The organism is Paenibacillus sp. CAU 1782 (assembly GCF_054551715.1).
The window spans coordinates 92,621-105,257 of sequence record NZ_JBTOLL010000006.1; the positions used below are offsets into that span (position 1 = coordinate 92,621).

The window sequence follows — 12,637 nt, forward strand, 5'->3', positions numbered from 1 at the left end:
TGGGGTCTTGGGGTCTTGGGGTCTTGGGGTCTTGTGGTCTTGTGGTCTTGCGGTCTTGTGGTCATCTATGACCGTTAGAGCCTCATTTGACCGAAATTCTCCTCCGTAACGGTCATGAGTGTCCATTAGCCCAAAAAAATAGGGAAAATCAGGCGAAAATAGCCTCTAACGGCCGCGAATGTCCGTTAGATATTGACTTTTCCCAAAAAAGGCATCCTAACGGTCATAAATGACCGCAAGAGAGTCAGGGCCGATTTGCCTCCCGCCTCAAAGTCGCTAATGGCCATTTTGACATTCAAGAGCGTAGTTGTGTATCGAGTTCGAGCTGTGCTTTTATAACAAAAAATGCCCCGCCAGAGCGCATCAACGCTTCGGCAAGACATTTCATTCATGTGATATGCGTCATCATACGTTAGCCCCATCAAACGATGTTCTTAGCTTTGATACGCATCTCCAGTCCATCAAAAGGTGTTCCTAGCTTTGATTTGCATCTCCAGTCCACCAAAAGGTGTTCCTAGCTTTGATTTGCATCTCCAGTCCACCAAAAGGTGTTCCTAGCTTTGATATGCATATCCAGTCCATCAAAAGGTGTTCCTAGCTTTGATTTGCGTCATCACCCCGTTGGGTGATGACCGCAGCTTCATCCATCTCATTGCCCGAGAGGAAATTCGACTGAGTTTGCTATGTCATGCAAGGCTGGACTTTCTAGAGCCTAGTGTCGCACTAGCATTGCATCGTTCTAGCATTGCATCGTTCTAGCATTGCATCGCTCTAGCCTAATATCGTTCTAGCCTTGCATCCATCTAGCTTTGCATCTTGCACCGCTCTAGCCTAATATCCCTCTAGCCTTCCACCGCTCTAGCCTCGCAGCCCTCTTGCCCATCACTCTAGCCTTGCATCGCGCTAGCCCAGCATGACGCTAACCCAGCATCGCGGCTTGGCGTTTGTATTGATCCTCCAGCACCAGGCAGGCCATGGCCTCGATAACGGGAACAATGCGAGGGCAAATGCAAGGGTCATGGCGGCCGACCGTTGAGATCATCTGCTCTTCGCCATGAATGTTGATCGTTTGCTGCGGAAGCGAGATCGAAGAGGTTGGCTTAACCGCCACCCGGAACACGATATCCTGGCCGGTGCTAATGCCTCCAACAATGCCTCCGGCATGGTTGGTGCGGAAGCCCTCTCCATCCATCGCATCATTGTGCTGGCTTCCTCGCATGGAAGCTGCCTCGAAACCCGCGCCAAATTCAATGCCTTTGACCGCGCCGATGGACAACATCGCTTTGGCCAGCTCCGCGTCCAGTTTGTCGAAAACGGGCTCGCCAAGACCGGCAGCGGCGCCGCGTATCCGGCATTCTACAATCCCGCCGCAGCTATCCCCTTGTCTGCCCAGCTCTTCCACCAGCTCGATCATTTTTGTTGCCGCTTCGGGATCGCAAGCGCGAACGGCATTGCTCTCGATAACCGATTCATCAAAAGTCTGGCAAGCGATACCTCCAATAGCCGAAGTATACGCCAGCACTTGAACGCCCCGTCGCTCCAACAGCTTTCTGGCAACAGCGCCGCCGGCTACCCTGCCCGCCGTTTCCCGGCCGGATGCACGGCCGCTGCCCCGGTAATCGCGGATTCCGTATTTTTGCGTGTAGGAATAATCCGCATGGCCCGGCCGGAACGCCTCATGAATATCCTGATAAGCCTCCGGCTTCATATCATGATTGTACAAAATAATCATCAGAGGCGTTCCCGTCGTTTTCCCTTGAAAGATGCCGGAAACAATTTTCACCTTGTCGTATTCCTTGCGCGGAGTCGTTACCGAGGATTGCCCCGGTTTTCTCCGGTCCATCTGTACTTGAATATAGGACTCATCCAGCTCCACCCCGGGAGTTGCGCCATCGACGATAACGCCAACCGCTTCTCCGTGGGATTCACCAAACGTTGAAATTCTGAATGCTTCGCCAAATGTGCTTCCTGCCATTTTTAACAGCCTCCCCATGTCTCAAAAGTAATGCCGAATCCAAGCTGCTGCAGCCGTTCGTAATAGTCCGGCAACGTTTTGGAGACGCAGCCGGGGTTGGCAATGGAAATGCCGTCGATCCTGGATGATAACAAAGATAAAGCCATCGCCATGCGATGATCATCATGCGGGTCCAGCTTAGCCGGAACGGGAGTTCCGGGGTGAATCGTCAAGCCGTCCGGCTTCTCCTCCACGGTAATGGACAACTTGCCGAGCTCCTTGCAAATGGCGGAAATCCGGTCGCATTCGTGATGCCGGATATGGGCCGCGCCTATCAATGAGACCGGAGCATCGGCGAAAACCGAAAGCACTGCAAGAGTCAAGGTTTGATCCGAGCAGCTTTTCATATTGGCTTGAAATCCCCCGCGCAGCACATCCGGTCCTTGAACCTCCACAAAATCTTCTCCAGCATTGACGATGCAGCCCATCAGCTCAAGAAATCCCAGCAGTTCAATATCCGGCTGGCGGGTTGACGCTGCATGAATGCCTTCGATTCTGACCTTGCCGCCCGTCAACGCGGCTATTGCCCAGAAGTAACAGCAAGCGGAAATATCGGGCTCCAGCACGACGGAACGTCCCTTGTATGCACCGTTGGGAATAACCAACGCTTGCCCGCCGTTCGTAACCTGGGGAACAACGCCAAAAGCCGACATCATATCCAGGGTCATCTCTACATATTGCTGCTGGACTACCTCGTCTTTTATAGCAATCGTCAGTGGTTCGCGCGCATATGGAGCCGCAATGGCCAGACCGCTAATAAACTGGCTCGACGTGTCGCCCGGCAGAGTGACCGAGCCGCCTTGAAGACCATGGGCCTTCAGCACATATGGCAAGCTTCCGCCTTCCTTCAAAGCCTCTATCTCCGCGCCGAGACCTGACAACGCATCCAGCAGCGGGGAAAGAGGTCTTCGCGCCAGCGCAGCTCCCCCTGTCACTTTCCATGAACCAGCGGGTTGAACCGCAAGAGCTCCCGGCAGAAAACGGGCAACGGTGCCCGCCGCTCCCATATAAAGCTCACCCGCTACCATCGGAAAAAGGCCTCCGCCGCCCTCTACCGTAACGGTATTCCCTTCAATCTCCAGCTTGATGCCAAGCCGTGTCAGAGCATCGATGCACCAGAAGGAATCATCGCTTCGCAAAATGCCCTCGATCACGGAGGTTCCCTCCGCCAATGCCGCAATGATCAAAGCGCGGTTGGTTAAGCTTTTGCTGCCGGACAACGTTAATGCCGCCTCCCCCCTACTCCCGGGAGGCTTTAGGATTATTACGCTTTTATCCCCATGCAGCGACCACGGCGATCGGCTTTCCATATCCCTCTCAATATGATTGCTTTCCATTTGCAATCCCTCTTTCCGTTGAAACCTTTTGTTGCCTTCATTATAATAGGGGGAGTGAAATAAATTAAATCAATATATCTTCGGATATCAATAGAAACTGTCTATGCCAAAAGGAGGCGAGCACATTGGTTCATTTAGAGTGGTACCGGATTTTTCTGCATACGGCGCGGCAGGGCAATTTCACCAAAGCCGCCAAGGATATGCATCTGACGCAGCCATCGGTCAGCCACGCAATCAAACAATTGGAGGAAGAGATGGACGTCAAGCTTTTTCACCGGATGCCTAAAGGCGTGGAACTGACGGAAGAAGGAGCTGTTCTGCTGGATTATGTGGAGCAGGCCTTTTCGATTTTGGAATCGGGACAGCGCCATGTCGACGGGATGAAGAAGCTGCAGCGCGGAGAAGTGCGAATCGGAGCAAGCGACTATCTGATTAAACATCATTTGCTGCCTTATCTAAACGTCTTTCACAAGGAGTACCCCGGCATTCATATTCGCCTGTCCCACGGCAAGACGCCTGAACTGACGGAGCGCCTTCTGGACGGCGAAATTCATTGCGCCATCGTGCATTTGCCGCTTGAAGACCCCTCCCTGGAGGTCAGAATGCTGGCCGTTCAGGATTATTGCTTTGTAGCCGGAGCTGAAAAATACGCATCGCTCAAGGGAAGGCCGATCGGCAGAGAAGAACTGGCCATGCTGCCGCTGCTCTTGTTGTCGGCAGGCAGCAGCACGCGGCGTTTTGTGGAGCAGTGGTTTGCGGAGCAAGGCATTGAGGTTGAAGCGGATATCGAGCTGGGAAGCCTCGACCTGCTTGCCGAATTTGCCATGCTGGGTTACGGCATTGCTCTCATTAACCGCTCCTTCGTGGAAGCCGAAATTGAATCCGGCAAATTGCTGGAGCTGGAGCTGGCGGAGCCGCTTCCGCCGCGAAACATCGGGTTCGCCATTAGACGCGATCTGAAGCTGTCGCTGGCGGCGGAGGATTTTGTCCGATTGCTGATTGAAGGAAGCTCGAAAAACATGGTCTGATCCCGGTGAACAGGCAACTGGAACATGTCCATGGATTCCATCAATACAAGCCGGACATGAAACGCTAAGGGAACCGAGTTGCAGGGACATCAGGAGTCATAGGTTATAGAAGGATATGAATAAGGGGCCTTCTGGAGTCCTTTTCGATCATATTCAAACAAAAAGCAAACACCTGGAATGCTGTATTATAAGCGTTCTTGGCGTTTGCTTTTTTAAGTAGATGTGGTGAAAGACTACTTTTCGGATAGCCGTCTATATATCTGCATCAGTTCAGCTTGCGCTTATTCATTAATACTGTGAACAACAGCGCCGAAACCAATCCGTACAGCAAACAGCCGATCATTGCCCAAAGCTTCACCGCCCAGGACACGCTGTCGTAGTTTATCATGGCGTAGATGGAATGCCGTATCGGAGGAAGTACATGCAGCACGGCGCTCCAGCCTTGCGGCAGCACATTTTCAAGTCCCTTCGCCCCGAGGGAGCAGGCGATAACTGCGGCCAGCAGCATCAGGGACTGCACTCTTGAAGCGAACAGCTTCACCGTAAACCAGCAGGCAATGGATATCCCCAGCCAAGCGGCCGCGGCATGATAGCCCGTTGCCATCAGCAGCTCTTCTATTGTGGGAGCCCGGTCGAATTTGTTTAGCAAAGCGGGATAAGCTACGGCAAAGCAGCCAAGCGGCAACAAGAAGCACCAGCTATACAATACCTTTGCTACATTCAGCTTGCTTAAGCCTCCGGCATGCATGGTAGTAATAAGCTCCTGATTCGCCTTCTCCAGATCAATAACGGCTGCACCAAGCGCAATCGACACAACAAATAAGAATGAAGCCGAAAAAGCATAACTTCCCATCACTGGGTTAGGCACGACCGAATAGACAAAAATAATGCCAAGCAGATAAACAAACATAGGTGGCGCATAACGGTAAGAGGTCATAAAGCTTTTATGCAGATAGGCAAGCAGCGCCTTCATGATTCCCCATCCCCTTCAAGCCGCTGAACAAAAAGCAAAACCCCTTTGTTCTCCACCAGCTCCTTTATAAACCCCGTTAATTCATATTCCGGTATGAAACCGTAATAACCTCCGTCTCCTTCAAGCTCGAGCTTAACCGAAGGATAAGAAAGCGCAAGACGCCTCGCCTGGTGCTCATCCAGCTTGCATTTCACCTCATAGCGGATTCCTTTTTGCGTTGTTTCCTTAACCTCATCACCCTCAGTCCATTTCGAGAAGAGTTCCCCGTTCCGAACTACAATTGTCCGGTAGACGAGCGACTCCACAGGAACGCTTCCGTGCACCGCCGCCACAATTGCGGTTCCCCTCATCTGAACCGAATGCAAGGATGACAGCAGATGTTCCACAGATTCCTTGTCCAGGCCGGAGAACGGCTCGTCCAGCAGCAGCAGGTCCGGCTCCCGCAGCGATGCCTGCATCATATTTACTTTTTGCAGCATTCCTTTGGAGTAATGACGCATGTTTGTTGCGTTAGTCATATCCAGCTTGAAGCGCTCATGCAGCTCTGAAATCCGGGTTTGAAGCGCATGGCCTTCCATGCCAGCGATGCGGCCCATATGCCGCAAATATTCCGCCGAAGTCATATTAAGTCCCGGCAAACGGTCCGGTGCGTAGCCAATCACGGGCCGAGGCGGTCCGGCAACAATACGTTCACCGGAGGTTGGCGAGATCAATCCGGCGAGCAGCTTGAGCAGCGTGCTTTTTCCTTGGCCGTTGCCGCCCCTCAGCAGCAAACATTCACCCCTGCGAATCTCCAGAGTTGCCTCCGATAACACCGTAGATCCGCCATATCGCTTATGTATGTTTTTGAGGCCTACCAACAGGTCGGACATTAGTCGTGCTCCAATCTTTCTTTATAGAGTGCGAATGGTTCTGGAGAAGCGGAGCGATCGGAAGAACCTTTCACATGGCGGCTCTCTCCGCTAAATTTTTTGTTCAACTTATATAGCATCTCATATAAGCCGCTGAAAATATAGGCGAATCAATGAATGTTTATCGCATGTTAATATTCAGGAGGTTTTGCCTCCTTTATAACTTCTTGAAAATTGTGCGCTACATTGGATGACATACAAAAGAGATACGCCAAAACGGGAAAGGATGTTTGACTAAGGCGTGTCTGAAAACTCCGCAGGGAGCAGACATTGCCGAATTTTTGTTCCCTGCAAGGCGCTTTTTCGAAGGCTTACCGGGGGTAAGTCAAGGAAAAGTAACGCAGCAGGGGGCGAAAAGGCGGTGATAGATGCCCTTGAGCGAGTTTCCAGATACACCCCTAACCATGACACAGAAATTTATTTTGCATACGGAGGGCTTGAGCAAAACCTACGGCAAGCAGCGGGTGGTGGATAACGTTTCGCTGCAGATCAAAGCAGGCACGATTTATGGCTAGCCGAGGGACAGCATCAACACGACCTTGAGGGGAGATGGAGAACTCCTTGCTATCGCAATGGAGAATGGAGCAGGAGCGGCTGGATATGATGGAAAATCTCGCCCACGATATCAAAACGCCTTTGGCCATCGCGGAAAGGGATCAATCTTCTATTGAACATCAAAACCGACGAGACTGACCGTCCACATTTTTCAAAAGGATGGGTCGATATCGGCAAGCTGGAACGGATTCTGGACAATATCGTCCTGAACGCCATTCGCCATACTCCTTCGGGCGGAACCATTACGCTAGAGGCCCGCTTGCGCAAGGATGGCTGTACCATCGCGGTTACCGATTCCGGGGAAGGCTTTGCCGACGAGGATCTCCCCCATCTGTTCGACAAGCTCTACAGAGGCGCCGGCTCCGCCCAGGAAGACGGTCATGCCCATTCCGGTCGCGGTCTCTATATTGCCAAACAGCTGGCGGAGATGCATGGCGGGACAATCCGCGCGTGCAATAATGAAGAGGGCGGTGCTTGCGTCGAATTCAACCTGACATTTGGCAGTCCCAATCAAGGCGTGTCTGTAACAAACGAGGTTGTCCAATAAGTCCCCCAAAATAAAAAGTTGGACAAGAAAACGTGTCCGACTTTTTTTGCACACCTGCATCTGTTGGAATCCCGCGTATACATTGCTATTTGGACTTTGCCTAGGGGGTTATTTTAGTTCATTTCTATCTCTGCTTCCACAATCCAAGGCTCTAACGCTTCAGTCTTCGGATAATAGAACACCATTCGGCCGTTGTCCAAATACTGTACAAGCGTTCGCTTGGTCCACCACTGATGAACATGATTGCTCTCATCATATACAACATTTAAATAGTTCTGCTTGTTATCGTATTTCTGTTTTAAACCATCCCGAATGGAATCCGTTTGCTCATCCGCGGCACTCTCAAAGTGAAAATAGCCCTGTGTAAGAACATAGTCATTAAAATGAATCTGCTCCGAAACAGCATATTTTTCCTTTCTCGCCTCTTTGATTTCATTGTATTTTTCTTTATAGGTTTCCAGCGTAATGCTTTCTCCTGCCTTGGCTCCGTCTTTCTTCAAGGCTTCCCATATCTCTTCATAGTAATCTGCACCGTTATTAATTAAATGATAATCGTCGCTTTTGGTAAATGTATAATTAACCTCGCACATAAGATCATCAATTCTAACATTATGGAAGGTGATTGTTTTTTTACCATCGCGTTCCATTAATGAATAATCGTTGTTTCCGCTTTGACCTTCAACCTCAATGACTTCTTTCATTGTCATTCCCCAGGTTTTCTGATTGAAGTCTCCACCTTCGGACACTTTATTCACCGTACTACATGCTGTTAATAAGCCTATGACTGTTACCAGTAATACTAGGGCAATTTTTTTAATTCCCATAACTGCTTTTTCTCCCATTCTATTCCGATTTGTACATCCCTCTCATTCGCTTATCGGTATATTAATCATCTAAATTAAGATTTGATGGATAATAACTGAATATTTGTTATGAAATAACTTGCATCATAAAAAAGAACTGTCGACCCAAAGCACAGACTTTGGGCCAACAGTTCTTTGCATGAACCAATCCCTCTGCTCCGCTATTGCAGAAGAGCAAGCGGGCAAGCTTCCTTACTTAGCTACAATATAACCTTCCGCCTTCAGCAGTTCGGCGATCAGCACCGCGCCGCCAGCAGCGCCGCGAAGCGTGTTGTGCGACAGACCAACGAATTTGTAGTCGTAGACGGAATCCTCGCGCAATCGGCCTGCGGAAACGCCCATGCCGTGCTCAATGTCGCGGTCCAGCTTGGTTTGCGGACGATTTTCTTCCTCAAAATACGTAATGAACTGCTTCGGCGCGCTTGGCAGCTCCAGCTCCTGAGGACGTCCCTTGTATTCTTGCCAACGCTTCAGAATTTCTTCCTTGCTTGGTTTGTTTTCAAAGGAAACAAATACCGTTGCCAGGTGACCGTCCGTTACCGGAACGCGGATGCATTGGGTTGTAATAAGCGGGCCTTCCGCTTTTACGATTTCGCCGTTTTCGACGCTGCCCCAAATGCGCAGAGGCTCCTGCTCGCTTTTTTCTTCCTCGCCGCCAATGTATGGAATAACGTTGTCCAGCATATCCGGCCAGTCAGTAAAGTTTTTGCCTGCGCCAGAAATTGCTTGGTAGGTGGAGGCCACAACAACCTTCGGATTAAAATCACGCAGGGCGTTCAGCGCCGGAACATAACTTTGGATGGAGCAGTTAGGCTTAACCGCGATAAACCCTGTTGATGTGCCCAAACGTTTGCGCTGCGCTTCGATGACATCGATATGTTCAGGATTAATTTCCGGAACAACCATCGGCACGTCCGGCGTCCAGCGATGGGCCGAATTATTGGAAATAACAGGCGTGCCCGTTTTGGCGTAAGCTTCCTCCAAGGCTTTAATTTCATCTTTTTTCATATCTACCGCACAAAAGACGAAGTCGACGCCACTTGCCACTTCCTCTACTTTGGAAGCATCCTGCACCATAATGCCTTTTACAGCTTCAGGTATCGGAGTGGACAGCTTCCATCTGCCTTTAACCGATTCCTCGTACGTTTTGCCTGCAGAGCTTGCGCTTGCCGCTATAGCCGTTACTTCAAACCAGGGATGACCGTTCAGCAGCTCCACGAAGCGCTGTCCGACCATGCCTGTTCCTCCAACAATACCCGCTTTCAATTTTCCAGTCATGAATGCTCTCTCCCTTTCCGTAATCTGGTTATCCTATTGTTATCGTTGCTTAATTAAATGCGGCTTATGCTTTAATGGTTCCCTGCGAGGGCACCGTCAAAATGTCGCAATCAGTCAAAGGTGTGCTTTTGGAGCATGCTTCAAAGGAAACCGCACAATTCCAACAGCCTTCAAAGGGAAGCTTGGCTCGCCACTGCTGTACTTGCGTAATAAAAAAAATCCCACCCCCAAGACAATAGTCTCAGGGACGAGATTGATATGCTCGTGGTACCACCCGGATTCGCAGATATGTCGCCATATCCGCCTCTTCAAGTACGGCTGCAAAATAAACAGCTTATACTCTAGCTCTGTAACGGGAGCTCCCGTCGCACTATCCTTTCTGGCTGGGATCGACCCAATCCGAAATTCCAATGCGCGGCTCATAGTCTTTCTTCAGCGGGTCATTCTCTGCTCCTTCGCAGCTACCGGAGCTCTCTGCAATGTAATTGATCCGCCTACTCGTCTCGTCGTTGCCTTTTCATATTGCTTTTATAATAGCAAGCCATAGGGGAAAATTCAATCGTCTTTCAGCAATTTTTCGAAAATTCGGCCGAGCATATATTGCCAGCACTTTTTTTGGAGAGGGTGCTTGCTGCTCGGCCTGTCCTTACCATTTTGCTTAAGTTTTTATGCCGCCGCATTGTTATGGCTATTGTGTGGCTATGACCTCGGTGTCGCCGTTCAAATAAGCCTCTTCACGGAACGACTGTGTCGCGGAACGTATGGCGTCAGCGGCCCAATGCGAGGCCGGAACATCCTGCCAGCCACGGCCGCCCTCCGTCAGCTTCGGACGGTCCAGTACCCGGTTCAATACGACAACAGCCTGTGCCCGCGTCACTAGACGATCCGGGCGGAAGCTGCCATCCTCATAGCCCGTCAGCCAGCCTTTTTCCGATACTATGGAAATCGCCGAGGCAGCCCAGTGCTCCGCCGCATCCGGGAATCGGCTGGACTGCTCCATACCTTGTACAGCGCGCCAGCGGACCAAGACTACCGCTAGCTCGGCGCGAGTCAAAGAAGATTCCGGTCGGAACGAACCATCAGGTCCGCCGTTCATCCAGGAGGATGCTGCCGCATTGGCAATTGCCTCAGCTGCCCAATGCTCCTGCGGCACATCGCCAAAGGCTGAGCTTTCACCGTTTGCCGCCCCTGCCTGGCCGGCCGGCGACAGCTTCGCCAATAATGCAGCAAGCTCGGCGCGAGTGACCTCCCGATCTGGCGCAAAACGGCCATCGCCGTAACCATTCATATAGTTGCCGTGGGAAGTGATAATAGGTTCAGCTGTCAGCACGATGGCTTGGCCGGAGCCTTCCGTCTCAATCGCAATGCCGATTACTTTGCCCTGATCATCGAAGCGAACCTTTCCGGCCACCAGGCGCTTCTCTCCATTTTCAACTTCCATGTAAACCGCCAGCTTGCGTGCTCCGGCCGCATCAAGGGCCTCCGGCAAAGGAAGCAGCAGGCTGCCTTTGCCCTCTATGCCGTCACTTGCAAAGGATACCGCAGCGCTTGCCCGCTCCACATGCCAGTTACGGGTCAGCCCGGTGCTTGCCCGGTCCAACAGCCGATCTGCCACCTCTGTCTCTCCGGGCACCGCTAACTGAACGGACAACCCGGTTGAGACGCTTTGAGAAAAATCAAGCGGCATTTCGTATACCGTATCCCCTATGCTTAAAACCAACTTAATTTTCAAATCTTTGAGTTGCTGGAGCACTTCAGCCGGAAACGTAAAGAGCACCTGCTCCGCTTTGTGAGCCACACCTGAGGGCGACTCAACGCGCAGCACATTATCGCCACTGGCAGAGGCAGCAGAAACAATAGCTCCGGCCGACTCCAGCTTCAACTCATAATGCAACGCTCCGCTTGCATCAACAATGCTTGATTCCGCAAGCCCCGTTACCTCTTGCCCGTTTAACTTTAATCCGAATATTGGGCTGCGCGTAGTTGGTACTGATACCGCTGGTCTTGCGCGCGTAATGACTATTTCATAAATCTGTTTCACCGAAGCCAGCTCCGCCGTTGCTTCAATGTTAACGGTATTGGCGCCGTAACTCAGCGAAACGAGTGCTTCCTCCCCTGCATGCAGCGCCTTGCCGTCAACCGTCACCGATGCCGCCGCATCATCCGTCGTGGCCATCAGCAGAACAGAAGCAACCTCGCTTGTCACCTCTGCCGTATAATGCGTCTGCTGTGGATCGAATACCGGAGAAAGGGTCACCGGCTGACCGTCGGCGCTCAGCGTCAATACCGCAAGCTCAGCGTTGACGCGACGAATGTTGTCCACTTCAATGGTAGCGACCGCTTCATTGCCAGCTGCATCTTTTGCGAAGACGGTGTATACGCCATTCGTTTGTGCATCAAATTGGCGGGCTTCCGTTATATCGGTACCAGCTCCGCCGCTGAAGAATGCAATAGATTGCTCGCCCTCTGCCCATTCCACAGTCGCGATAGAATTGCCATCACCGATAGAAGAGACCTGCGCAAGAACAGCAACCCGCTCGCCTGTTGGTTCTTCCGTCTCAAGGCTCAGTTGCAGTCCTGGTTCATCCCGGTAAATATTCATCACATTAATTTGCTGAACGGTGCTGTTGCCCGCGTAATCATGAGCAATAACTGTATAAAGGCCATTGGCTGTAGCAATAAAAACTCCGTCCTCCACTTCTTCGGATGGCCAAGAGTTCTCCGTTTCTGGAGAAGCGGCGGACCAACGTACAGTGCTAAGTCCACTCTCGGAATCCGATGCGTTTACGGAAATCGTCACGTTGCCGTTGGTCGGAGCCGTGTAGTCCGATGTTAGCGTCAGGGTTGGTTTCATTCGATCCACGTTTGAAATCGTGATCCTCTCAACCGTTTCGTTGCCAGCCGCATCGCGCGCATAAACAGTGTACGTGCCGTTTTCATCAGCTATGAACTCTGCTGTATTCAAAACATCCTCGCCGCCACCGCCGATGAAATAGGCGGCAGCTTGATCGCCCTTCGCTGCACGAAGCTCGGCAAGGCTATTGCCTGCTGCCTCGCCAGCAACAGAAGCCTCAATGCCTACCACAACGTTACCGTTGGTCGGGGCACTCGGCGAAGGTGTTAATGTCAAC

11 protein-coding genes are annotated in these 12,637 nt (G+C 51.4%); 4 read left to right on the top strand and 7 right to left on the bottom strand.

Annotated features, from left to right (window positions below):
• Window positions 1-919: 919 nt before the first annotated feature.
• Both aroC and aroA read right to left on the bottom strand, forming a co-directional pair.
• Window positions 920-1,975: a chorismate synthase gene (gene aroC, locus ACX93W_RS15265; protein WP_459393237.1), complete on the bottom strand. Its 1,056-nt coding sequence runs from the start codon at window positions 1,973-1,975 to the stop codon at window positions 920-922.
• 2 nt (window positions 1,976-1,977) lie between these two features.
• The gene (gene aroA, locus ACX93W_RS15270; RefSeq protein ID WP_459393238.1) at window positions 1,978-3,351 is read right to left on the bottom strand and encodes a 3-phosphoshikimate 1-carboxyvinyltransferase; all 1,374 of its coding nucleotides are present in this window, start codon (window positions 3,349-3,351) and stop codon (window positions 1,978-1,980) included.
• 125 nt (window positions 3,352-3,476) lie between these two features.
• Here aroA and ACX93W_RS15275 point away from each other — a divergent pair, with 125 nt between their 5' ends.
• Window positions 3,477-4,379: a LysR family transcriptional regulator gene (locus tag ACX93W_RS15275; RefSeq protein WP_459393239.1), complete on the top strand. Its 903-nt coding sequence runs from the start codon at window positions 3,477-3,479 to the stop codon at window positions 4,377-4,379.
• Between the two features lie 265 nt (window positions 4,380-4,644).
• Here ACX93W_RS15275 and ACX93W_RS15280 read toward each other — a convergent pair whose 3' ends face one another.
• Window positions 4,645-5,352, bottom strand: a complete 708-nt coding sequence (locus ACX93W_RS15280) for a hypothetical protein (RefSeq protein WP_459393240.1) — start codon at window positions 5,350-5,352, stop codon at window positions 4,645-4,647.
• Entirely contained in the window at window positions 5,349-6,224 is an 876-nt protein-coding gene (locus ACX93W_RS15285) for an ATP-binding cassette domain-containing protein (RefSeq protein ID WP_459393241.1), read from the bottom strand. The genes ACX93W_RS15280 and ACX93W_RS15285 overlap by 4 nt, the downstream gene beginning before the upstream one ends.
• Window positions 6,225-6,637: 413 nt before the next feature.
• Here ACX93W_RS15285 and ACX93W_RS15290 point away from each other — a divergent pair, with 413 nt between their 5' ends.
• Genes ACX93W_RS15290 through ACX93W_RS15300 form a run of 3 tightly spaced genes read left to right on the top strand, consistent with a single transcriptional unit; the run spans window position 6,638 to window position 7,365 of the window.
• Entirely contained in the window at window positions 6,638-6,778 is a 141-nt protein-coding gene (locus ACX93W_RS15290; RefSeq protein ID WP_459393242.1) for a hypothetical protein, read from the top strand.
• Window positions 6,779-6,812: 34 nt separating this feature from the next.
• Entirely contained in the window at window positions 6,813-6,956 is a 144-nt protein-coding gene (locus tag ACX93W_RS15295) for a hypothetical protein (RefSeq protein ID WP_459393243.1), read from the top strand.
• On the top strand, window positions 6,931-7,365 hold the full coding sequence (locus ACX93W_RS15300) for a sensor histidine kinase (protein WP_459393244.1): 435 nt from the start codon (window positions 6,931-6,933) through the stop codon (window positions 7,363-7,365). The genes ACX93W_RS15295 and ACX93W_RS15300 overlap by 26 nt, the downstream gene beginning before the upstream one ends.
• Before the next feature lie 113 nt (window positions 7,366-7,478).
• On the opposite strand, the gene ACX93W_RS15305 is transcribed toward ACX93W_RS15300, so the two are convergent.
• The 3 genes from ACX93W_RS15305 to ACX93W_RS15315 all read right to left on the bottom strand — a co-directional run.
• Complete coding sequence (locus ACX93W_RS15305) at window positions 7,479-8,189, bottom strand: hypothetical protein (protein ID WP_459393245.1); 711 nt, start codon at window positions 8,187-8,189, stop codon at window positions 7,479-7,481.
• A 231-nt stretch (window positions 8,190-8,420) separates the two neighbouring features.
• Entirely contained in the window at window positions 8,421-9,506 is a 1,086-nt protein-coding gene (gene asd / locus ACX93W_RS15310) for an aspartate-semialdehyde dehydrogenase (RefSeq protein WP_459393246.1), read from the bottom strand.
• Between the two features lie 688 nt (window positions 9,507-10,194).
• A partial coding sequence (locus ACX93W_RS15315) for a cadherin-like beta sandwich domain-containing protein (RefSeq protein WP_459393247.1) occupies window positions 10,195-12,637 on the bottom strand: 2,443 nt, incomplete at its 5' end.